Genomic DNA, 22,753 nt, shown 5'->3' with positions numbered 1-22,753 from the left:
AGATGGGATTAGAATCATTCTAGTTCATATATGATAAAAAGGAGGGGAGACATTGAGATATCAAAAATATATGCCGGACAACATGCAGGGCGCCTCCAACGACACCAAGGCAAAGATACTGGAGGCCGCAACCGAATATTTCTTAAAGACCGGGTACAAGGCGGCAACCACCCGGGACATCGCCAAGGCGGCTGGCGTCAATCTGGGATTGATACCCTACTATTTTTCCACAAAGGTTAACCTTGCGAGGCAGGTGTCCATTGATTTAATGGAGCATTTGAACCAGAAATATTTTCCATCTCTTCTGTCCATGCCGGCTCCAGAGCGGATGTATGTTTCCTCCGTCCTTGTCTGGTATCTGCTGGAACAGGACCCGGACATCTCCCGGTTCTACTATGAATTTGTGGAATCCACCGATGCCATGGACACGTCGTACAATGCATCCTTTATCAGCGACAGCTGGAACACCATCCGGCACTATAACTTAAATGTGACAGAGGAGGAGAATTCCCTCTATCTCTGCGTCATGAAGGGAACCGAGCGCACCCTGGTCATCCGCCGCTACCGCCACGAACTGGATTTGACCCGCGAGCAGATCGTCTCCATCCTGGTCGCCCACTACCTCTTCGACATCGGCGTCCCCGACGAGGAAATCGCTAGGGTGATCCATGCGGGGGAGATTTATTGTAAGAACTTTGAGGAGCAGCATCGATAAATAGACATAAAACAAGGACACATTTTGCCAGATGTACCTGGAAATGTGTCCTTGCTCGTAGCTATGATTTTACATAATATTTAAACCAAATTTTCTCTCTGTGATACCTTCCCAAACTCCTCCTGAAGTTCCTGCACCAAATATTCATCACTTCTGCAATGCATATCCGACACCCCTTCGCTCATATCCTGGTAGGTAATGGAATGATAGAAAAAATCCAGCGCCTCACGCCCATTTATTCCGACAGTCCGTGCAAATTTATCTATGATTCTGGAATATTTTTTTGCAATAGGATTGGATTAGCTTCCATCAGATTTCCTCACTTTCTATGAATGTTAAATACTTCTCAATCAATGTTTGTGTGCGGAAGCACATTTGAAGATTCGGTTTTTCATAGCGAAGTCTCTTGATCGCTTCTTTTTTCTCAATCAGATCTATCACTATTAGAATAACATAGATATCAACAATTTGCCAGTATAGTCATTTTTTTGATGTATTGCCTTTTTTCGTTCTATATGAACTTGACTTTTTATATGTTGATTTTTCGTGCGCACAGGAATATAATTAAAGTGCACACAAGAAAGCGAGGTGAAAAGATGGCGCAGAAAAGAATAGGCCGTCCACCCTCTGACGATACCATGACGGATAGGATATTTGTACGGGTAAGTAAAGAAACCATAGAAAAACTTGATGAATGTACACGGGAACTTGACACATCCCGCTCCGATGTTGTCCGAAAAGGAATCGACATGATGCATGACCAACTGAAAAAATAAAATAGAAACGGCGACCTCCCGCTAAGAATGTACGCCGTTTCAAGGTATGCTTATTGCAGACTCTGTCTCCACTAACTAGCAGCCAATATTGCTGACCGCCATCACAATACTGTCAATCCCCGCCAGTATCAAATACCCTCCAATCAAAACTCCCACCGCAAACAGAGAAATCCCGGGCCAGATTATCATTACACAGCCTAGAACCAGCCCCAGAATGTTCACAATCAGCGTCACATAATAATAGAAACTCCCCACCGCAATGCGGATCATATGTAAATGCGACAGCCGGGAGATGCAGTGGGCGATGAACCAGATGGGGAGGAGGAGGGCGATAATCCACTTCCCGGCGCTGGGATAGACCAGGAGCATGATGCCGGCCATGACACTGAACATGCCGGAAATCAGGGCGATGGCCGGGGCAAAGCCGATATATCGCTCTGTTTTCACATACAGCACGATATCGAAGATTCCCGTGATGGCGGCAATCAGGCCGTAGAGCATGACCACCCCGGTCAACGCCGCGTCCGTCCGAGTGATGACAAAGATTCCAAGAATCACAAGCACGATTCCCACTATCAGTTCCATCCATCCAAACGCAGAACGTTTTCTCATGACTTCTCACCTCCCTGGTTCAGAATCGCCATGAATTCGTCTCCGGTAATCGTCTCCTTCTCGTAGAGGAACTGGGCCAGCTCGTCCAGCTTTTCCCGGTTCTCCGACAGAATGGTTTTCGCTTTCTCATGCAGTCTCTTGACCAGCTCCACCACCTTCTTATCAATCTCCTTCTGGGTGTCCGCGGAGCAGGCCAGGGAGGTGTCACCGCCCAGATACTGGTTCGTCACGGTCTCCATCGCCACCATATCGAACTCCTCACTCATACCATAGCGGGTAATCATCGCTCTCGCCAGCCTGGTTATCTGCTCAATGTCATTGGACGCTCCTGTGGTTATCTCACCGAACACCACTTCCTCCGCCGCCCGGCCGCCGGTAAAGGTGACAATCTTGTTTTCAATCTCCTGCCGGGTCATCAGATACTTGTCCCCTTCCTCCACCTGCATGGTATACCCCAGGGCGCCGGACGTCCTGGGAATTATGGTGATTTTCTGCACCGGAGCCGAGTGGCTCTGCATCGCGGCTACCAGGGCGTGACCGATTTCATGGTAGGACACCACCCGCTTCTCCTGGTCGGAGAGAACCGTATTCTTCTTCTGGTAACCCGCAATCACTGTCTCAATGCTCTCCTCCAAATCCGCCTGGTTCACCACCTGCCGGTTGCTCCGCACAGCCCGGAGTGCCGCCTCGTTGATAATATTGGCCAGCTCCGCCCCGGAAGCGCCGGAAGCCATACGGGCGATGGTGTGGAAATTCACATCGTCCGCCAGTTTAATCTTCGTCGCATGAACCTTCAAAATCGCCTCACGCCCTTGCAAATCAGGAAGCTCCACTGGCACCCGCCTGTCAAACCGCCCCGGACGGGTCAGCGCCGGGTCAAGCGATTCCGGCCGGTTGGTGGCCGCCAGGATAATTACTCCGTTATTTCCCTCAAATCCGTCCATCTCGGTGAGCAGCTGGTTCAACGTCTGCTCCCGCTCATCATTGCCGCCCATCTGCCCGTCTCTCTTCTTGCCGATGGCGTCAATCTCATCAATAAAGACGATACAGGGCGCTTTTTCCTTGGCCTGCTTGAACAAATCGCGCACCTTGGAAGCCCCCATGCCCACAAACATTTCCACAAATTCCGAACCGGAAATGGAGAAGAAGGGGACGTTGGACTCCCCGGCCACAGCCTTGGCCAGCATGGTTTTACCGGTTCCTGGAGGCCCCACTAGCAGAAGCCCCTTCGGCATGGAAGCGCCCACATCCGTATACTTTTTCGGATTGTGCAGATAGTCCACAATCTCAGCCAGGCTTTCCTTCGCCTCATCCTCCCCGGCCACATCGTCAAAATGAATGCCCTCCGTGGACTGCACATAGACCTTCGCGTTGCTCTTGCCCATGCCAAAGCTCATGGAATTTTTGCCGCCCATCTGCTGCATCAGTTTCCGGCTCATATACTGCCCCAGCCCGATGAAAATCACCATCGGCAGCACAAAGGTCAGCAGCATAGTTAGAATCGGCGAGCGGGCCTGCTCAATATTGGCGCCAAACTTCGCCCCGGATTTGTATAATCTCTCCGTCAGCGTCGGGTCATTCATGGCCCCCGTTTTATAGATGGTCGTGTTGTCCTTATCCGTGAAAACGATCTTGGAATTATCAACTTCCACCTGCCCGATATTCTTATTCTCAATCATCTCCATAAAGACCCCATAATCAACTTCCTGAACCTGATGCTTCATCAGAAGAGGGGACACCAGCATATTAAACAGGGACAATATCAACAGAACGATGACATAATAATAGATTAGTGGCTTTTTGGGACTTTTTACTTCCTTCATACTTTCATTTCCTCCTGGCTTTCCCAATTTTGTGGCTGTTTGCCATATCCGTATTAGTTGTATCGTAACGCAAACTTCAGAAAACTTCAAGTTCGTACCAGGAATGTTTATAAAACTTTCACTTCGATTTTAGATTAACACAACAAAGAATTTAAGGAAATCGAAACCATTGCACCAGTCTAAGCTGATATACCCGTAACAAATCAACTAAATCATTTGTTTTTTGCACATACTGTTCTCTCTTTCTGCAAAAAAATGAGTTGCGTAAACCGCAACCCATTTTTGAATAGCAGATTGGTTTTCCTACCCCAATCAGGTCAACTACTATATATCAAGTTACTCCATTTGTCAAATTTTCCACTCATTCCATGCCCGCTTCCTGTGGCTTTTGTCGGCGTTACCATCTGTTTTTTACTGTGGTAGGCCTATTTTCTTTTTCGGGAAGTCCAGGGTAATGCCATAGGCATCGAAACCGTAATCCTCGCCGTCCACATTCTTGTGGGTATTCTTGACGGGTCTTCCGTTTTCGTAGTACATCCACTGGCCGTCGTCGTTGCGCATCCAGCCCTGGACGGTGGAGACATCAATCATCAGTCCCATGAAACGGCGAAGGGTTGCTGCCGCCTCGCCTCTGGTGGCTGTGCCTCGGGGGACAAGCTGGTTTCCGTTCTTGCCTGCAAGGACTCCGGCCATCTGCATGGCTTTCACAGAGTCTGCTGCCCAGGTGGAAATGGCTGCGGCATCTGCAAAGGTATTTTGTTCGTGGGCTTTTGGCAGGTTGTATCCGATGGCCTTTGCATAATTTGCCATCATATCCGCCATCTGTTCCCGGGTGACAACGCCATCTGGCGCAAAGGTATTGGCTGTTGTCCCTTTCACAATCCCTTGTTTCACCGCCCATTCCACGTAGCCCATGTAGTAGGCGTCTGCTTTCACATCCGTGAAACTGCTCTCTTTATAACTGCTTACGTCCACTCCTGCCATTCTGCCGAGGGCCGTGACGAACATCCCTCTTGTCATAGGTGCATCGGGGCTGAAGGTGGTGGCGTCCGTGCCGTTTATCAGTCCACGGTTGACTACCAGCTGGATATCGTCCTTGGCCCAGTGTCCTGAAAGATCGGTAAACTCTGCCGGAGCCTGATAGCCTACGCCGTAGGTGGAGAAATGATTGGTGGAGAAACGAAGCACATTGTTTACACTGTCGTAGACTGACTTTGTTAAATAATTCACATTTCCGTCATTGTCCACATAAACGGCGGATACGCCGCCCACTTTTTCACCTGCGCCAAGAATGTATGGGATCGCCACGCTGACACTGCCGCTATCAAAGCTGGTTAGCTGTTTCCCGCCGCCGTAGTGTACCTTGAAGTCAAAGACCGGACGGGAGCCGATGGTCGCTTTTGCCGCTCCTGTAAGTTCTGCGCCGTTCCGTTTGGTGGCCGTGATATTTACATCAGCGTTTGCCTGGTTGTTGATGGACTGTACCGCTGGCAGATCAATGGCGATTTTTATATCCGGTTTATCTACCATGATGACCGTGTTGGCAATCTTTTTGTTGATGATGATCTCCTGTGTCAGCTTTGGCAGGTTGACGGTGACACTGTCTGGGTTCCCGCTTCCTGTGCTTATATTCAGTGCAAGGGTGACGCCGCCTGACAGATTTCCGTTTTTGCGGGCCTCATCTTCTGCTTTTTTGATGGCTTCGTCAACGGTATTTCCCGGGAGGGTGACGGTCACGTTGCCGCTTGCATCCACGGTGCCCTCCACCTTGATTTGGCCCTCGGTGAGGGCGCTTGGTTTCGCTTCGGCGGGCGGGGTTACCGAACTGCTGCTGCTTGAGGAACCGCTGCTGCTTGAGGAACCACTGCTGCCGCCGGAACTGCCGCCTGTATCGGCGGGCAGCTTGGCAATGACCTTATTTACCGCAACGGTATCGCTCTCGCTATTCAGCGTCAGCTTGAGCGTGCCGGTCATGGAACCTGCCGCCGATGTAGTAGCCTCCGTCTTTTGGAATCCGTCTGCACTATCCCATGTAACGGTTACATTAAATAGCGTTGCCCCATTAGCCACATTCAGAATCTCCTGGGCTGTGGTGGCGTTTGTAACGGTCAGATTGGCCAGTGCCGTCTCAATCGCTTGTTTCGCCAATGCGATCTTTTGTTCGTCGTTGAATACCTTGATATCTGTGCCGACCAGATAAGCTTCCTTGCCTTCTGCACCTGCTCCGACCAACTTGATTCTGGACACGTCTGTCGCTACCGCTCCCGTGGCGATGGTTCCGGTGGTGTAGCCTGCGGGGAGGAGGACACAGATACTGTCGGTATCGCCGACAAGGGCAGGGTCAATCGTAAAGTTGTCCACGCCGTTTGTAACGTTGGCTGTGCCGCCGTTGATAATGATGCCTTTGTTGGTACTGCCGATTTTGGCACCGCCGCTGATGGTGACAGAGGCGCTTCCCACCTCGCCATCGACTAGGGCTGCTTCTCTTCCACCGCCTCCATAAAGGCTGCCTCCCACCTTGCCAGTGCTGGTGACCTGAACAGTAGCGGTTCCAGCCACGTTACCATTCGGGTATCTTCTGGCGCTTCCACCACCATAGACGTTCCCTGTGACTGAACCACTGATGACGACGTTAGTATTGCCACCCACATTGACGCCATATCCTCCACCATATACGCTGCCTCCCACCTCGCCGGTGCTGGTTATTTCAACCCGGGTATTTCCGGTCACCAATCCGATTTCGCTGGTCTCCGTTTCGGATTGGCTGGTTCCTCTGCCGCCGCCACAGACCGTGGCCGTCACAATTCCTCCGTTGATGATAACATGGGTGTTTCCGTTGACAATTCCATCGATATCTCTAACACCGTCGTTCTCTTTAGCATTCTCGCCATTGCCACCTCCCAAGACATTCTTTACATTACCGCCAGTCATGGTGATTTTTGTGTCTCCAATCAGTTCCTTTCCCTTGCAGCCACCGTACACGTCGCATAATTGCAAGTCATAGCCCGCATCCGTTGGGTCACTATCGCCGATTTTCAGATATTCGGTAGCCTCAATCGTGCCGTCTCCATTCTGATCGTAAAGGATGTTGGTATACCCCTGCGTAGTACCTGCCACAATGTTGATTTCTGCACCGTTGGCGTAGATGTAGGTGTAGAAGTTGGTTTTTACCACCGTAGGCGTGGGGGCTGCAGGCGGTTCTGGATGAACCCGGCCCACGGTGCCGTCGGTGTGGCTGTAATAGTTGCTTAAATTGGCGGAGGTCACACCAGCGGCAACAAAATACACCGCATAGCCATCGGCTTCCGTGTTTTCTACCGTGCCGCCAGTGATTTCCAGCACAATAGCGGCGGGGTCTGGCCTCCCTACGATGTGAATCGTGCCCTCTTCTGTAGATGTATTCGCACTAGTGACAACCGCATTATCACTGATCACTATTTTGCCGTTTAGGTTGTTCCAGATGGCAACTCCATCCGAGTCGGTTGCCTCTATCTTGCCACCTGTTACCTTGACTATACCACGGCCGGCATTGTGGATGCCAATTCCCGATGAACCGGTTGTAGATACCGTACCGCCTGCTACTGTGACTGTGCCGGTGGATTCGTTGGAGATGGTAGTGCTCAAGAAACCGGTTGCCAATACTGTGCCTCCATTTTCGCTGTCCGTTACCGTAAGCCCTGCGCCGTCTGACAGTGCGATTGCTTGGCTGCTACCGCTGAATGTAATGGTTTTGCCGTTCAGGTTCAGAGTGAGGGACTTACCGCTGATGGTCACGCCTCTGCTCAGGGTGATATCGTCGATGATTTTCAGCGTATCACCTGACTGTGCCGCCGTGATGGCATCAGCCAGGTTGTCAAATTCGCCATTGGGGTCACCCTCGACACCATTGCGCAAAATTTCCACAACAGGGGCCTCTACAAGCACCGTGGGAGTATCGTTTATCAATGCCGCCTGCAGTGCCATCATCGCCTTCAACAGGTCGGAATTTTTCTTGGTAAATTTGGCAAAGTCCTCATCCGAAAGGGCATCAAGTGCGGCCAGTGTGGCGTTGATTTGCACCATTAGTTCGTCCTTTTCCTCGTCAGTCGTTTCCTTCGTGATGCTGGCTGCCTTTGGGAGTGCTTGAAACAGGGCCACTACTTCATTGTAGGTAAATGATCTTTCCTGCTCCGTTCCAACGCACTTTGTGAAATCTGCTCCCTCTGCTGAACAAATCGGGCAATCGGGGTTCACGGAGCCCTCTGTGCAGAGCGTATCGCAAATACAGTCAGCTGTGATACCACCATTCTGTCCAGGTGGGAGTTCCTCGGTCGGGAGTTCCTCAGACGGGAGTTCTTCGGACGGGAGTTCCTCGGATGGGAAGTCCTCAGTTGGAAGTTCCTCGGACGGGAGTTCCTCGGTTGGGAATTCCTCGGTTGGAGATTCCACAGACGAGGACTTCTCTGACGAAGATTCCTCTAAGTAGGTGTCCACCGACCCGGTACACAACTCGCAGGAATGGGTACAATCCTCGCCCTCCACCGCTTCCACATAACCGCAGCCGTCTCGGTGGTTACATACATAATCTTCGCTGATCAGCGTGGCGTTGTCACTGTTCTCATCGTCGCTGCCTCGGACAGGGGCGCAGCTATAACTGCCGTCCTCGTTTTGATGAGAACAGGGAGCGCCCTCCACGGCTTCGATATAACCGCATTCTTCATCGTGGGCATGCCCGCATATCCTGCTTGCGGATGTGTCCAGTGTACTGGCGAACGCCGTCGCATAATACCCCCCCCCTGTATTTTAGGCGTCGTCGATGCGTCAGGTACATCGGCCAGCGCCGTCACCGGCGCAAAGTGAAACACCAGGCAGAGCGACAGCGCCGCTGCCGCCAGCCGCCGCGCGGGCTTCCCCCGCAGTGCCTTTCCCAGACGCTCCGCACAATCTCCCATCACCGAAACGGCGTACAGGAAAAGGACGCAAATCAGAGCAAGGGGTAAATTTACCTTGCGCTTTTTGCCAAAGCGTACCAATCTTTGCAGCATTAAATCCATAACCTGATTCCTCCTTGGTAGTTTTTACTATTATACGTATACGCTTCCTCAGTCGATTTGCCTTTTCGACCAGCAGCAGATGCCCACATCCAAGGACCTCCGTTCCTTCAAGTGAAAATCCGCATATTTGCAATACCAGCAGGCCCGTTCCCCTGGAAGTGCGGCTGCGCGGGGTGTGAATACCGGACAGCATTGGAGCGGCCAGACGCTCCCGCCCACCCTTGGCTCCTTCAGCAGATGATCCCCGGCAAAACCATTCGTTCCCATGTCTGTTCCCATCGTCAAATCCCTCCTGTTCGCCGAAGTTTTCCTACTTTGTATTTTAGCAAAAAAAGTGTGATTTGTGGAATGTTGTTCGAAAATTGCACTCGAATGTACGAAAATTGACTGTTTTACCCTTGGCTTTTTCGAAAAGGAGGGATTAATGAACTCCTGGCGCAATTATTCCCAATGATGCAAGAGCAGCCCCAACAGCAGCACTGTAACCTACCATGATTGCCCGGCCACGTAAGTTTACATCTTCTGTGATTTGCCATTCCTCACCAAACTGTATTTTCGTCCCTATCCGTTGTGAACTGCCCCAATTGACCATATCGTGAAAGTCTCTGTCATGGGCTCCACTATCTTCGAGATAGATGTGGGTACGTCCTATATATTCACTCCAATCCAGGATATTTCCTAAACGTTGATTTGCTTGAAATAAATCCTCCTGACGGGACTCCGTGAGCGTGTGACTCCCATCTTCGAATGAATCCTGATTCCCTTCAAAAATTCGGTTATCACCAGCTCCGCTATCTTCCACCACCGACCAGTGCGCATTTGTCATCTCAAGGGGAGCGGCAACTGCATCTACTCCATCCCTCCGCCTTGCCGGCATCGCACTACGACCGTTGGTTAAAAATGGAATTAGAACATACACCTCTCCTAACAGGGATTGATTTAAAATTGCAGTCATTTCTTGTTGAGTTGTAAACTCAAGTACCCGAAACACCAGGGGGACTGCGGGGAAAGTTTGTTCGCAATATCCCCGTCCTGCCATAGCTAGTTCCTCTGCGTCAAATGCTTCTCCAATAGCTGACAGACTATTTTCTATGGCATATGTTTCCAATCCCGCTGCAAGCCAATGTCCATCCAATCCCAACAGGTCAGCCAAAGCCATGGCCATGGCATACATTCCACAATTGGATCCCGTCTGCAGGATTGGCTGAATTCTCTGAACGATGTTGTTATTTCCATTTTTTAAAATCATCAGATTTTTATTGGCAGCCTTGTTTTCTGGATTTCTTTGTGCCGTCCGGCCCTTCTTTTTCTTTGCTTCTATCATCGGATTCTCATACACACTCATAGGTTTCCCCCCTTTTGTAGTCTAATGTCATCATACCATAGATGCCGGTATTTATTTTAAAGATTGGTTAAAACTTCATACAAAGGATATCTGAAAAAGCAGCGTTTCCCACGTTGCGGCATCCGCAAAGGTGTTTTGTAACTGCTCTTTTCTGCCACCGTGGGGCGGGCGGCGCGTTTTGTGGCGGATACATCTCATATTCCGTTGGAACGCCGGATAAACCAAACGGTTAAAGTTCAATTTTCAGACACCTCCGTTCTGTAAAAGGCAGATAGCCTTGCTTCGGTTTGACAAAATGCGCAGGTTCGCGCTAAAATAGAGTATTACTTTATACAAGCATACAAAGATACACTTGCTCAGTCATTTTGCTTTTTCGGCCAGAAGCAGATGCCCACCCATGGCTCCTTCAGCAGACTTTTGGCCTTTGATTTTTAGAAAAGGAGGTGCGGCTCATGCTGCAAATCGCTATCTGCGACGATCAAATACAGGAACTGAATGAGGTGACAACTTTGCTTGCCGAATACGCCCGCCTCCATCCCGAAGCGGCATTAGAGCTGCGGCCATTCCAGTCCGGCCATATCCTGCTGGAATATATCCGTGCGCAAGGCAGCTTCCCTATCTATCTGCTGGATGTGATGATGCCAGATCTGGATGGGCTTGCACTCGGCGCGGTCATCCGGGAGGACGATCCCGACGCGGTGATCATCTATTTCACCAGTTCCCCGGACTACGCAGTGGATTCTTTCAGCGTGCAGGCGTCCGGCTATCTCCTAAAGCCTATAGAGCGTGCGACGCTGTTTGCACAGTTGGACCGGGTGCTGAATAAGCTTTCCTGGGAGCAGGGAGTGCTGACGATGAAGACAAGAGACCGTGTTTCGTTGATCCGCCCCTCTGACATCCGCTATGTGGAGGGAACGAACCACACCGCCATTTTTTATCTTTCCAGAGAGCGGACTGTTACCGCCACAAAGCGTGGTTCCTTTCATGAAGCGGTGGCGCCGCTTTTGAACGATGAGCGTTTCCTGCGGGTCGGCACATCATTTCTTGTGAACATGCTCTATGTGGACAGCATGGAACAGGGCTGCTTTTTGATGCAGGAGGGCGGTAAAATCCTGATTCCACGCTTAAAGCGCAGCGAGGTGCGGGATCGGTTTCTGGATTTCAGCCTGAGAAGGGGGCTGAATTTATGACGGCTTTATTCACAGAGGGAGGACACGGCCTTCTCTCTCTTTTTTATATGCTTCGAGCCATGGGGATGACCGTACTGGCCGGGGTCTTTCTTTACACGCTTTTAGATTCCCGGCTGAATAAACACCGCACCCAACTCATCATGGCGGCATGGATCGCAGCGGTGATTATCGTAAATTTTCTGCTGGCAGCCCTGTTGGGAGGCAAGCTCTATATGCGCCTTACGCCCCTGCTGCTCAATCTGCCCGTCTTTGTCCTCTTTGGCTGGCTCTCACGCCACCGGGACGGCAGAATGCTCTTCACGCTGATGACGCTCATGGTCGAAAGCGCGCTGGTTATGCTGGCGGGAATGCTCTGTGCGCTGCCGTTTTGCGGCAATCCCGGCGTGGATTTACTGGGGCGCTGCGCCGCAGCGGGGCTTCTTATCGCGCTGAATCTGCGCCTGCGCCGGCTTTATCTTGATATGCAAGAAGCCTTATGCCGTGGCTGGTTTCTGTTTTCCATTGTTCCGCTGGCCTATTACGCATCACTTTACGTCTATGCTATGCAGGTTTCGCCGGGAGAGAGGACAGGAAATCTGGTGGATATTTTAGTGACCTCCGCCATGGTAATTGCGGCCTATATGGTCATCCTCTTTTTCTTCCAGGATACCCGCCGCAATGCACAAATTGAGCGGGAGCGCCAATTACTGCAAACCCAGGTGTCGGCTCTGCGCCGCCAGCAGGACATGGTGGCCCGCAGCGAGGAAAAGATCCGACTTTACCGCCACGATATGCGCTTCACCCTGCACACGCTGACTGCCATGCTGGAACGGGGCAACACTGCCGGCGCATTGGAGTATTTGGGTAAATCGAATGCAAAGCTGGACGACACCACCCTGAATCACTACTGCAAAAGCCCTGTACTCGACGCGCTGCTGGCCTATTATGAGGAGCTGGCGCGAGACAGGGATATTCAAGTGCAAATCCGCATGACCCTGGGACCGGAACTGCCGGTGGACGAGACGGAGCTTTCCACCGTGTTTGCAAATGCACTGGAAAATGCCATCCACGCCTGTGAAAAGCTGCCGGAGGGCACCCCCCGGCGAATTGAGGTCACTGCGGTGTCCGCACCCAATTTCTGCGTTGAGATTGCCAACACCTGTGACGGAAAGGCGGCGTTTGACGATGAGGGTTTCCCCATCACCCACGAACCGGGCCACGGCATCGGTACCCGCAGTATCGCCGCCTTTTTCTCAAAGCACAAGGTGGTATATCAGTATCATGTGACGGAGGACAATATGTTCCGGCTACGGTTTCTTATTAACCGGTCACACTCGCAAGACGAAACACACGTTTCTAAGCCATTAAGTTGAGTAGTTCAAGGAGGAGGCAAACTGCTCCCGCCCCCGTCCAGCAAGTAAAAAGAGAAGCGATTCTGGTACTTCAGCACCAAAAACAAAAAGGACACTTCCTAATATTGGAAATGTCCTTAAAGCGTAAAATTATCTTACTTATAAAATTCAGAGATAGCGTATCTTGCTAATTTTAAAGTTACCTGTCAACTTCACCTAAGTGATTTTAATTCCCAGTCCATACAATTTCATTCGCACCGTTCCACCTGGAATCTGGCATTACTCTTTTGAATTAACCGCTTCCTGTATAATCCGTAACTACTGTGCAAATGCGTCATGAAAGAATGTTTCCAATTTATCAAATGGGATGATGTCCATCTGATCGTATAAGTCTGTATGAGAAGCGCCGGGGATGATCATCAGCTCTTTATTATCTCCCTGCAACAGCTTATACGCTTCCTGGCTATACATGAGAGAATGTGCTTCTTCCCCGTGTACAAGCAGAACAGCGCTGCGGATTTCCGGAGCATATTCAAACAGCCGCATATTCATCAGAGAACCGCTGGCAGTTGCCGCCCAGCCATTATTTGCATTGACGGAACGGGGATGATAACCGCGCTCGGTCTTGTAATATGCAACATAATCTTTCACATATTGAGGCGCTTCTTCCGGAGCCTCTTCGGGAAGTCCTCCTCCCATTGTATAAAAACCGTTTTTATAGTCCTCGGTTCTTTGATGATTGTAAGCTGCACGGGCCTCGTATCTTCCTTCTTCATCCACAGAATCAAAATATCCCAGCGCCGTATTTCTGCTCATATCATACATCGTCATTGCTGCCGTTGCTTTTATTCTTGTATCAAGCGCTGCAGTCTGCACTGCCATGCCACCCCAGCCGCAGATACCAATAATTCCAATTTTTTCAGAATCGACATTTTCCTGTGTGGAAAGAAAATCAACAGCCGCCTGGTAATCTTCAATATTAATATCCGGAGAATTGAAATCCCTTGGATATCCGGCACTCTCTCCTGTAAAAGAAGGGTCAAATGAGATAGCCAGAAATCCTCTTTTTGCCAGTTCCTGTGCATAAAGCCCGGAACTCTGCTCCTTCACTGCGCCAAAAGGGCCACAGACCGCAATGGCCGGAAGCTTTCCCGTATATTCTTTCGGTTCGTAAAGATCCGCAGCCAGAGTAATACCGAAATGATTAACAAATGTTACCTTTCTGTGGTTTACTTCATCACTGAGCGGAAAAACCTTATCCCACTCATCCGTGAGTTCGATTGGCTCCATTTTTATGCTGACATCCTTCATGTTCCCATAATTCATTGTCATCTTATCTCCTTCCGTTTCTGCCTGTGCAGATGTTTCTGTTTGTGCTGTTGTTTCTGTCTGTGCTGCCGCTTTTGTCTGTGCTGATTCTGTCTGTGTCCCAGGCTTCGCACCGCATGCCGCCATAGATGCCATCATGGCTACACAGCCTGTAACTGCTAAGGTTCTCTTCCATAATTTTTTCATTTCTTCCTCCAACTGTTTTTTAGTTTTTTCCTCTTTTCTTGCTTGATTATTAAAACCCAAGCTGATTAAGCCATGTCTGAATCTCACTGGTATTTCCAATCCGGCTTCCCTGAAGTACTGTGGAATCAGGACACAAGCCACGTATTGTCTGCATACTTGTACCAATCCCGCTTCCACCGCTGGTGCAGAACGGTACAATTGTCTTACCTGTAAAATCATAAGACTCCAGAAATGTATCGATCACCATAGGCGCATCTCCATGCCAGATGGGATATCCCACAAATATCGTATCATAAGTTTCCATCTGCTCTATCCGGGTAATCAGTGCCGGTCTTGCATTAGAATTAAGTTCCCGTTTCGCACGGTCAAGGGTTGTTTCGTAAGAACCACTATATCGGGTTTCTGCCTCTAATTCCACAAGCCTCCCGCCCGTTAGCTGTTGGATCTGTTGTGCTGCCTGCTCTGTGGTTCCTGTCCTTGTGAAATACACAATTAGCACATTTTCTGCAGGCGTATTTTGCACAGCCCTGGTTTCCACACCGCTTGCCGAAATCCAGGCGCCATTCTCATTAACACGGTATCCATCCGGAGTCGTGGTACTGGAAAGCATCCATCCATTACCGTCAAAATAATAACATTCCGCAATTCCGTCCTGATTTCCATCCAGCCACTGCCAGCCATTCTGTACATAGGTACCATCTTCGTTATCATACCACCATCGGTTTTGATTTGCTCCCTCTCCGGTTTTCCAAACACCTGCAAACGCAGTCACAGACATTGTCATGCTTATGAGAAGCGTAAGCAGTAGCAGCCATGCTCTTTTCATTATTTTCTTTCTCCTCTCATCTTATTTTTCCCAAAGGTCATGCATTTTGCAGTCACATTTCAGCAATTTCTCCCCAACTCGTATGCCATCTCAGGGTAGCCGGTAATGTTTGTCATGGAAGGACTTCCACAGCCTTTGCCCAATACCATTCCGGCGTCCTGGAAATTGAGATACTTTACAAGTGTGCGGTAGTGGGCCTCCAATGCATCAAATGTCCAGTCATCCGCATTCCACGCAACCGTGAGCAAAGCAGATTTCATGTTCTTCCTGTTAATACTGCTGTTGTAAGCACAGAATCGGTCTACCACCGTTTTTAACTGCGCCGACATTCCGAAGTAATATAAAGGTGTGGCCAGAACAATCATATCGGCACTCAGGATCGCCTCCTTAATCTGCTCGTTATCATCCTTCTGAACGCAAGGGCCGTTGTACCCACAAACGACACAGCCTGTGCAGGCCTTTACCTTCTTATCCCTTAGATCAATCCTCTCAACAACGTGTCCGGCCTCCGTTGCGCCCTGTGTAAAGCGCTCTGTCAAAATACTGGTAGAACCGCTTTTATTGGGACTTCCCTGTAAAACTGCAATCTTCATGTTCCCTTTACCTCCTTCCATCTTTCATTTCACCTTATTATTTTCAAGCCATGTACTCACATCCGATGACAGAGACGAGCCGCCTGAATAGCTAACCGCCAGTCCCTCGCTAATCATTGCGTCCGGTGTCAGCTTTGCAGTCCCTCTGGCACTGCTCCTCTCACAAGACGAACGCCGACATTATAAGCGCCGCGTCTTCATCGGACTATCCCATCCAGTGAGAGACCATCAATCCAGCTCACCATTTCCTCATGTGAGATATCACTGCTAAGCCGTTCCCCATCCAGCCAGGTTACATCCGAAGCTGCAAGGTCATGCAGATTTCGTGCGCTGGAGCCAATCCCGCTGCCTCCGGAAGTGCAGAATGGAACAATCGTCTTTCCGCTGAAATCGTAAGATTCCATGAAGGTATCGATGATACGCGGCGCTTCTCCCCACCAGATGGGATAGCCCAGAAAGATTGTTTCGTACTGGTCCATATCCTCCACACTGCCGGAGATTACAGGGCGGGCGCCTTCATCATTCTGTTCTTTGGTGCTTCGGCTGTTATTGTCACTATAATTCAAATCCTCCGATGAATACAGGATTTCCGGTACGATTTCATATAAATCTCCCCCGGTAACTTCTGAGATATATCCTGCCAGGGTCTTAGTTGTTCCCGTTGCAGAAAAATATGCGACCAAAATATCAGACCCCTCTTCCTTGCCGGTTTCCTCCATAACGGAGGCGTTCTCCCCGCTGACGCTCTGCAGAGGTTCCGTTTGCTGTACCTCCTTGCCGGTTTCCTGTGAAAAAGCTGGCACCGTTGTAGGTGCCGTCGTGCCAGGATCAGGCACACTTCCCTGACTGCCGCAGGCGGTCACAGCAAACACCATGGAACAGGCACAGATAAACGATAGTATTTTTTTCATTGCAGAGTCCTCCTTCTCTTTGATCCTTACTTAAGTGCTTTTTGAATTTTGTACCGCAAATAGTCCACGCGGTCTAACTGTTTCTGTTTAAAATGGAGTTCGTCAAGAGTCACTCCCCGTTTTTTGTTTAACATATCCAGCCGTTCTTTTTCAGTTGAATCCCCTTCCAGAAGAAGGCGCATATAAGACTCAACCTCGCTGTTGTCAAAGCCAACATCATGGAGCGTCATAATCATACTAAGCCTTTGTATATCCTGGTCATCGTACTGCCATACCCCCATCACCCTTCTCACTTCATCACACAAGCCCCAGCTTTCATATTCTTTTAAAACTTCAATCGGAATATTGTACCGTTCACTTGCTTCATTGATTGTCATAGTTTCACCTCCCTTTTTACTCATGAAAATAAGGATGCTCCATTCAGGAACACCCTCATCTTAATCCTTTTATGTTGTAATGTCTAATGCCTATATTTTATCATCAGATATTACTTTTTCGTATTGCTTCAAAAATTTTATAAAGCTGCTGGCGGCAGGGGAAAAGACCTGCTCTTTTTTCCAGGCCAGGGCTGTACTGCTTTCAAGGGAAGGGTACAGAGGAATAAAGCGCAGATGTTCAAACGTACAGTTCAGCTTAATTCCAAGCACGATACCCAGGCGATTCTCCGCAAGCATCGCTTCATTGTATAGCAGATTACCGGTCGCAATAATTTTCACCTGGGTGTTTAAATCACCAAGCCATTTTCCAATACTGCTTTTCATAAATTCCCCTTTGGCGATGATTAACTGTCTCCCTATCAGATCCTCCGGCTCAATCCCTTCCTTTTGTGCCAGGTCAGAATCCGCGCATACCCAGGCTCCCCAGCGTTCCTTTACCGGCATGGAAACAAAATCATATTTACGGATGTCAATCGGTTCTGCCATCAATCCTATGTCCAAAAGCCCTCTTTCAATATGGTCATGGACGTTTTCCGCATTTCCACTGTAAATCTCATACTGGACCAGGGGATGCTTCTCCGAAAAAGAAGAAATAATCTGAGCCAGTAATCTGGTGGCCTGAAACTCTCCGCTGCCAATACTAATTTTTCCGGTAAGCTCCTCGTCTCTCTGCAGCAGCTCCTGACGTGTTTTCTCTGCCATGGACAGCATTTCCTGCGCCCGGTGTTTCAGTATCATGCCAGATTCCGTTAGGATGATATTATGATTACTTCTGGTAAAAAGCTCTACCCCCAGTTCTTCCTCCAGCTGCGCAATCTGACGCGATAAGGTGGGCTGAGTAACATGGAGCATCTGTGCCGCCCTTGTAAAATTCTCCTCTCTGGCTACCGCCAGAAAATAATTCAACACCCGAAGTTCCATGTTCCCGCCCCCCTTTTCATGTCATTATATCAGAATACAAAGCCTCTATCAATATTAACTCAAGTCGCTCCCATTGGTGGCAATCACTTTCTGGTACCAGTAAAAACTGTCTTTGCGTTCCCTGCTTAAGTCACCGGTTCCGTCATCAAATTTATTGACATAAATAAAACCATATCGTTTCGCCATCTCGCCGGTGGACAGGGAGACAAGGTCAATGCAGCCCCATGGGGTATACCCGATTAAGTCAACGCCATCGGCAATCGCTTCGCCCATCTGCCCGATGTGCTGACGCAGATAATCAATGCGGTACTCATCATGTATCTTTCCATCCTCTGCCTTCACGTCATGTGCTCCCAAACCATTTTCGACCACCATTAACGGAATCTGGTACCGGTCATAAATCTCGTTCAGCGTCCAGCGCAAACCTTTGGGGTCAATCTGCCATCCCCAGTCAGAAGCGTTCAAATAGGGATTTTTCGCCCCTCCCAACAGATTTCCGGCGGCGCACTCTACAGAAGGGTCGGTGGAAACACAGAACGTCATGTAATAGCTGAATGTGTAAAAATCAACCGTCCCCTTCTTCAGTTCTTCCAAATCCCCCGGCTCCATCTGAATCTCCACATTATTTTCTGCGAAGAAACGTCTGGAATAGCTGGGATAGCTGCCTCGTACCTGAACATCAGAGCAGAACCAGTTCACCATCCTCATATGGCTTTGGACTGCCAGCACGTCATCCGGATTACAGGTATAAGGATAGTCCGGTAAAAATGCAATCATGTTTCCCATCTTAAATTGAGGGTAGTTTTCATGGGCATAGTTCACAGCACGGGCCGACGCCACAAACTGATGGTGCAGCGCCTGATAACGTGTCTGCATTGTGACGGGAGCTTCCAGGGAAGGACCTGTATATCCCTGAATGGTGCTGATTGCAATCGTTGTTCCAGTGAACAGCGTACCACAGTTAATCTCATTGAACGTCAGCCAATACTTCACCTTATCCTTATAACGCTCGAAGATGACCTTACAATAATTCATATAGAAATCGATCAGACGGCGGTCAGCCCAGCCGTTGTATTTCTCTACCAACGCATACGGGAGTTCATAATGGGAAATTGTCACCAAGGGCTCAATATGATGCTTCCTGCAGCAGTCAAACACCTTATCATAATAAGCCAGTCCTTTCTCATTCGCTTCTTCTTCCTCACCGGTAGGAAAAATCCGGGTCCAGTTGATGGACAGACGAAATACCTTAAATCCCATTTCAGCAAACAGAGCGATGTCCTCTTCGTAATGGTGATAAAAATCTATGGCTTCATGGGTAGGATAAAACAGTTCCGGATCCAGGCTGGAATCAACTCTCCGCGGGACCGTATGACTCCCATTGGTGATAATATCAGGAACACCGATCCCCTTTTCATCTTCATTCCAGCCACCTTCACACTGATGAGCAGCAACTGCGCCGCCCCATAAAAAATTTTCGGGAAATTTCATATTGTTAGCCTCCAATCACAATTTTATCATTTTCTATCGCAACTTTGCCAACTTCGCTTTCATTGGCAACTAATACTGGTGTAATAACCGGGCAGCCGGCAGCCTTAATCTCATCTATATCAAACTCCAGCAGCAGCTGTCCCTTTTTAATGTTATCTCCATTACCGACATGGGCCTTAAATGGTTTCCCATTCAGTCCAACCGTTTCAAGTCCCACATGGATCAGCAGGCTGACCCCATTGCTCGATTCCAGGCCCATGGCATGTAAGGTTTCAAATATGGTCACGCAGGTACCGTCAAACGGCGCATATACTTTTCCTTCTGAAGGCTCAACCGCAAATCCCTTGCCGAGTATACCGCTGGAGAATGTTTCATCAGGTACCTGGCTGATTGGAACAACCTTTCCCGGTACGGGAGACTCGATGATAAATTTCTCATGGGCTGCTGTTTCGCTGCCTGGAGTTATCTGTGCAGAGTCAGAAGCAGGAACTGCCTCATCTTTATGTAAAACGTAAGCAAGCATAAATGAGACCACAAACGGAACTACAACGGCCAGAAGCGGAGGGATAAAATTCGGAGCTTCCGGATTCACCATTCCAAGGACCGCAAATACCCCAAGACCGAAACTATACATTTTCGTACCTGTCAGCATAATGATGGCCCCGGTAATACCCGCTCCGGCACAGGACAATACAAACATTTTAATGCGCGGAAGAGTCACTCCATAAATGGCTGGTTCTGTAATCCCGAACAGACCGGAAATAAACGCCGGGAGTGCAATGGATTTCAGCTTTCTATCCCTGGTTTTGCAGTAAATCCCCAATACAACACCAGTCTGTGCAAAGCAGACCAGGCAGGACATTGCCATGACTGCGTCCGGATTTCCTTCCAGAAGACTCATGAAAGAAAATGATGTCAGCGCAGTATGGATACCAAATAAAACCATAACCTGGTACAATGCGGAAAATATAATACCGGCAAGCAGCGGAACTGTATCCAGCAAGGCGGTAATCCCCGTGTTCACCAGACTGCCCGCCATATTGACGGCCGGTCCAATCAGGGTAAATCCAAACGGAATAACAACCGCCAGGGTAATTACCGGTGTCACGAAATTGGCAACCACTTTGGGGATGTATTTGTTTAACCATCTTGCCAGTGGAATCGCAACGGCCGTAACTGCGATAACCGGCAGAAAGGAACTGGTATATGTGGCGTTAATTGTATGTCCAAACAATTCCAGGTTCACACCGTTAATCGTGGGATAGCAGAGGATTGCGCCAATAAGGGCGCCCAAAAATCCGTCCCCCTTTAACGCCTTTGCCAGATTCATTCCCAGGAAAACCGGAAGGAAGAAAAATATCGCATCTCCCATTGCGCTGATGATTAAATCCATCCCGCTGCCGGACGGAATCATACCAGTCATTTGAAGTACTGTCTGCAATCCTTTTATGATACCGCCTGCACAGATCATATTCAGGCAGGGAAGAACAGCGCCGACAATCATATTCAGTACACGCATGGCCGGATTCACTTTCTTTTCTTCCTCTGCTTTTGTTTCGCTCCCTGCCCCATTCTGCATTCCCAGCTGCACACAGACCGCATCATACACATCTTCCACCGCATCGCCGATGACCGTCATATATTCTCCGCCTCCATGAACAACGGAAAGCACCCCTTCCAGATTCTTTACAATCTCATCGTCGGCCTTGCTTTCATCCTTAAGCCGGAAACGAACACGGGTAATGCAATGACGGACGCTGTTGATATTCTCTTTACCGCCTATATTAGCGATAATATTTTTTGCCACTTCCTCATAATTCAGATTTTTCTTCTTTACCATATGACCCTCTCCTATGATTTGTCTTTGTTTGCTGTTTCAGACTGCTGCTTTAACTGATAAATCAGATAATCCAGGCAATCCAAGTTCCCTTGTCGCTCATGAATCTTATTTAGAAGAGCTCTCCGGTGTGCAGACAAAACTGAAATTAATTCCTTCCTTTGTCCGTTATCATATGCCTCCAGAAATTGCTGTATCTTTTCAGGCGGATAACAGGAATCGGTTAGTGTCTGCGCCAGATCCCTTCTATTAAGCGGTAAATAAGACATATCCATCACCTCTGAAATCATTGTAATAGAAAAACGTTGATATATCAAATACTTGTATTTTATACCCAGATATACTTGATAAGTATATCTTTTTTTGATACTATAATCACTATAACAATATAGCTTCAGGATATTTCGTGGAAGGAGCATATAAAATTATGGAATTACGCACATTGAGCTACTTTTTGGCTGTAGCACGGGAAGGAAGTATTCTGGGAGCAGCCAATACTCTGCATTTGACACAGCCAAACTTATCCAGACAGATGAAAGAGCTGGAGCTTGAAGTCGGCAAGCAGCTGTTTATCCGCAGCAATCGGAATATTACCCTCACGGAAGACGGTATTTTACTGCGAAAACGCGCAGATGAGATTTTAACATTAGTCAAGAAGACGGAATCTGAATTGGCAAAAAGAGAGGAGGCCGTCAGCGGAGAGGTATATATTGGTTCCGGAGAATTCGACTCATTCCATTATTTCTCTACAGCCGCCAAACATCTGACAGAAAAACATCCCGACATCTGTTTTCATATCTATAGCGGCAACAGCATGGAAATATTGGAACGGCTGGAAGCAGGGCTTCTTGATTTTGGACTTCTGATTGAGCCGGTGGATGTGAATCAATATGATTTTCTCTATCAGCCTGCTGCGGAATCTTGTGGAGTCATTATGAGGAAAGACGATCCTCTTGCACAAAAAGATGCAATCTGCCCGGAGGATTTACGGGGTCTTCCACTCATTATGCCAAGACAGTTTATGGAATATGGATTCTTAACCAGATGGATTGGCGAAATGCCAGAGAAACTGAACATTATAGCCACAACAGATTTGCCCTATAATGCTACGATTATGGTTGCAGACGGAATGGGATATTCTATCTGTATTGATTTTGATTTGTTTACTGGCACTTCTGACAGTAAATTGTGTTTTCGTCCCTTTAAGCCAGGGCTAAACGCCGGGGTCTATATTGTCTGGAAAAAATACCAGCCATTTTCAAAAGCTGCCCAGGCGTTTTTGGAACAGTTGAAAGAAGATATGGCCTAGAACGAAAGACCGGTCTTTCTTGGCTATTCAAGAAAAACCGGTCTTTCTAATTTTTATTCTGATTTTGTATGGTATTGCCTTATATTAA

The 22,753-nt window shown here is 48.7% G+C and carries 18 protein-coding genes; 5 read left to right on the top strand and 13 right to left on the bottom strand.

Features of this window, described 5'->3' with window-relative positions; all coding sequences use genetic code 11:
• Positions 1–52 precede the first annotated feature (52 nt).
• Both HMPREF9473_RS09840 and HMPREF9473_RS28515 read left to right on the top strand, forming a co-directional pair.
• Entirely contained in the window at positions 53–715 is a 663-nt protein-coding gene (locus tag HMPREF9473_RS09840; protein ID WP_006779948.1) for a TetR/AcrR family transcriptional regulator, read from the top strand.
• A 491-nt stretch (positions 716–1,206) separates the two neighbouring features.
• The gene (locus HMPREF9473_RS28515) at positions 1,207–1,491 is read left to right on the top strand and encodes a ribbon-helix-helix protein, CopG family (RefSeq protein WP_347508781.1); all 285 of its coding nucleotides are present in this window, start codon (positions 1,207–1,209) and stop codon (positions 1,489–1,491) included.
• A 75-nt stretch (positions 1,492–1,566) separates the two neighbouring features.
• On the opposite strand, the gene HMPREF9473_RS09830 is transcribed toward HMPREF9473_RS28515, so the two are convergent.
• The 5 genes from HMPREF9473_RS09830 to HMPREF9473_RS09805 form a co-directional block, all read right to left on the bottom strand.
• On the bottom strand, positions 1,567–2,103 hold the full coding sequence (locus HMPREF9473_RS09830) for an HdeD family acid-resistance protein (RefSeq protein WP_006779946.1): 537 nt from the start codon (positions 2,101–2,103) through the stop codon (positions 1,567–1,569).
• A complete protein-coding gene (gene ftsH / locus HMPREF9473_RS09825) occupies positions 2,100–3,926 on the bottom strand; it encodes an ATP-dependent zinc metalloprotease FtsH (RefSeq protein ID WP_006779945.1) in 1,827 nt (608 codons plus the stop codon). Before ftsH ends, HMPREF9473_RS09830 begins: the two co-directional genes overlap by 4 nt.
• A 411-nt stretch (positions 3,927–4,337) precedes the next feature.
• A complete protein-coding gene (locus HMPREF9473_RS09820; RefSeq protein WP_157140212.1) occupies positions 4,338–8,600 on the bottom strand; it encodes an S-layer homology domain-containing protein in 4,263 nt (1,420 codons plus the stop codon).
• 407 nt (positions 8,601–9,007) lie between these two features.
• Positions 9,008–9,238 (bottom strand): hypothetical protein, encoded by a 231-nt coding sequence (locus tag HMPREF9473_RS09810; RefSeq protein ID WP_006779942.1) that lies wholly within the window; start codon positions 9,236–9,238, stop codon positions 9,008–9,010.
• A 142-nt stretch (positions 9,239–9,380) separates the two neighbouring features.
• Positions 9,381–10,304 carry a hypothetical protein gene (locus HMPREF9473_RS09805; protein ID WP_006779941.1) on the bottom strand — a complete coding sequence of 308 codons (924 nt, stop codon included), beginning with the start codon at positions 10,302–10,304 and terminating at the stop codon, positions 9,381–9,383.
• A gap of 452 nt (positions 10,305–10,756) precedes the next feature.
• On the opposite strand from HMPREF9473_RS09805, the gene HMPREF9473_RS09800 reads away from it, so the two are divergent.
• Positions 10,757–11,494, top strand: a complete 738-nt coding sequence (locus HMPREF9473_RS09800) for a LytR/AlgR family response regulator transcription factor (protein WP_006779940.1) — start codon at positions 10,757–10,759, stop codon at positions 11,492–11,494.
• Positions 11,491–12,846: a sensor histidine kinase gene (locus HMPREF9473_RS09795; protein WP_006779939.1), complete on the top strand. Its 1,356-nt coding sequence runs from the start codon at positions 11,491–11,493 to the stop codon at positions 12,844–12,846. The genes HMPREF9473_RS09800 and HMPREF9473_RS09795 overlap by 4 nt, the downstream gene beginning before the upstream one ends.
• A 297-nt stretch (positions 12,847–13,143) precedes the next feature.
• Here HMPREF9473_RS09795 and HMPREF9473_RS09790 read toward each other — a convergent pair whose 3' ends face one another.
• From HMPREF9473_RS09790 to HMPREF9473_RS09755, 8 genes are all read right to left on the bottom strand, one after another.
• Complete coding sequence (locus tag HMPREF9473_RS09790; RefSeq protein ID WP_006779938.1) at positions 13,144–14,340, bottom strand: alpha/beta hydrolase; 1,197 nt, start codon at positions 14,338–14,340, stop codon at positions 13,144–13,146.
• Between the two features lie 49 nt (positions 14,341–14,389).
• A complete protein-coding gene (locus HMPREF9473_RS28125; RefSeq protein ID WP_006779937.1) occupies positions 14,390–15,166 on the bottom strand; it encodes a flavodoxin in 777 nt (258 codons plus the stop codon).
• Positions 15,167–15,225: 59 nt separating this feature from the next.
• On the bottom strand, positions 15,226–15,759 hold the full coding sequence (locus HMPREF9473_RS09780; RefSeq protein WP_006779936.1) for a flavodoxin family protein: 534 nt from the start codon (positions 15,757–15,759) through the stop codon (positions 15,226–15,228).
• Between the two features lie 197 nt (positions 15,760–15,956).
• Positions 15,957–16,670, bottom strand: coding sequence for a flavodoxin (locus HMPREF9473_RS09775; protein WP_006779935.1), 714 nt, complete (start codon positions 16,668–16,670; stop codon positions 15,957–15,959).
• 26 nt (positions 16,671–16,696) lie between these two features.
• On the bottom strand, positions 16,697–17,047 hold the full coding sequence (locus tag HMPREF9473_RS09770) for a MerR family transcriptional regulator (RefSeq protein ID WP_006779934.1): 351 nt from the start codon (positions 17,045–17,047) through the stop codon (positions 16,697–16,699).
• 90 nt (positions 17,048–17,137) lie between these two features.
• Positions 17,138–18,028, bottom strand: a complete 891-nt coding sequence (locus tag HMPREF9473_RS09765) for a LysR family transcriptional regulator (RefSeq protein ID WP_006779933.1) — start codon at positions 18,026–18,028, stop codon at positions 17,138–17,140.
• 54 nt (positions 18,029–18,082) lie between these two features.
• Positions 18,083–19,519, bottom strand: coding sequence for a glycoside hydrolase family 1 protein (locus tag HMPREF9473_RS09760; protein ID WP_006779932.1), 1,437 nt, complete (start codon positions 19,517–19,519; stop codon positions 18,083–18,085).
• 4 nt (positions 19,520–19,523) lie between these two features.
• The gene (locus HMPREF9473_RS09755) at positions 19,524–21,359 is read right to left on the bottom strand and encodes a glucose PTS transporter subunit IIA (protein WP_006779931.1); all 1,836 of its coding nucleotides are present in this window, start codon (positions 21,357–21,359) and stop codon (positions 19,524–19,526) included.
• Positions 21,360–21,783: 424 nt separating this feature from the next.
• Between HMPREF9473_RS09755 and HMPREF9473_RS09745 the strand changes: the two genes are divergently transcribed.
• Positions 21,784–22,665, top strand: coding sequence for a LysR family transcriptional regulator (locus HMPREF9473_RS09745; RefSeq protein ID WP_006779930.1), 882 nt, complete (start codon positions 21,784–21,786; stop codon positions 22,663–22,665).
• Positions 22,666–22,753: the final 88 nt, after the last annotated feature.

This window comes from Hungatella hathewayi WAL-18680, assembly GCF_000235505.1.
GTDB lineage: Bacteria > Bacillota > Clostridia > Lachnospirales > Lachnospiraceae > Hungatella_A > Hungatella_A hathewayi_A.
Note: the sequence above shows the minus strand (reverse complement) of the source record. Positions and strands in the feature narration are given on the sequence as shown.

Excerpts from the sequence above, each read along its gene's own strand:
- HMPREF9473_RS28515 (WP_347508781.1), top strand. The coding sequence starts at position 1,207 with ATGTATTGCCTTTTTTCGTTCTATATGAACTTGACTTTTTATATGTTG.
- HMPREF9473_RS09830 (WP_006779946.1), bottom strand. The coding sequence starts at position 2,103 with ATGAGAAAACGTTCTGCGTTTGGATGGATGGAACTGATAGTGGGAATC.
- ftsH (WP_006779945.1), bottom strand. The coding sequence starts at position 3,926 with ATGAAGGAAGTAAAAAGTCCCAAAAAGCCACTAATCTATTATTATGTC.
- HMPREF9473_RS09810 (WP_006779942.1), bottom strand. The coding sequence starts at position 9,238 with ATGGGAACAGACATGGGAACGAATGGTTTTGCCGGGGATCATCTGCTG.
- HMPREF9473_RS09805 (WP_006779941.1), bottom strand. The coding sequence starts at position 10,304 with ATGAGTGTGTATGAGAATCCGATGATAGAAGCAAAGAAAAAGAAGGGC.
- HMPREF9473_RS09800 (WP_006779940.1), top strand. The coding sequence starts at position 10,757 with ATGCTGCAAATCGCTATCTGCGACGATCAAATACAGGAACTGAATGAG.
- HMPREF9473_RS09795 (WP_006779939.1), top strand. The coding sequence starts at position 11,491 with ATGACGGCTTTATTCACAGAGGGAGGACACGGCCTTCTCTCTCTTTTT.
- HMPREF9473_RS09790 (WP_006779938.1), bottom strand. The coding sequence starts at position 14,340 with ATGAAAAAATTATGGAAGAGAACCTTAGCAGTTACAGGCTGTGTAGCC.
- HMPREF9473_RS28125 (WP_006779937.1), bottom strand. The coding sequence starts at position 15,166 with ATGAAAAGAGCATGGCTGCTACTGCTTACGCTTCTCATAAGCATGACA.
- HMPREF9473_RS09780 (WP_006779936.1), bottom strand. The coding sequence starts at position 15,759 with ATGAAGATTGCAGTTTTACAGGGAAGTCCCAATAAAAGCGGTTCTACC.
- HMPREF9473_RS09775 (WP_006779935.1), bottom strand. The coding sequence starts at position 16,670 with ATGAAAAAAATACTATCGTTTATCTGTGCCTGTTCCATGGTGTTTGCT.
- HMPREF9473_RS09770 (WP_006779934.1), bottom strand. The coding sequence starts at position 17,047 with ATGACAATCAATGAAGCAAGTGAACGGTACAATATTCCGATTGAAGTT.
- HMPREF9473_RS09765 (WP_006779933.1), bottom strand. The coding sequence starts at position 18,028 with ATGGAACTTCGGGTGTTGAATTATTTTCTGGCGGTAGCCAGAGAGGAG.
- HMPREF9473_RS09760 (WP_006779932.1), bottom strand. The coding sequence starts at position 19,519 with ATGAAATTTCCCGAAAATTTTTTATGGGGCGGCGCAGTTGCTGCTCAT.
- HMPREF9473_RS09755 (WP_006779931.1), bottom strand. The coding sequence starts at position 21,359 with ATGGTAAAGAAGAAAAATCTGAATTATGAGGAAGTGGCAAAAAATATT.
- HMPREF9473_RS09745 (WP_006779930.1), top strand. The coding sequence starts at position 21,784 with ATGGAATTACGCACATTGAGCTACTTTTTGGCTGTAGCACGGGAAGGA.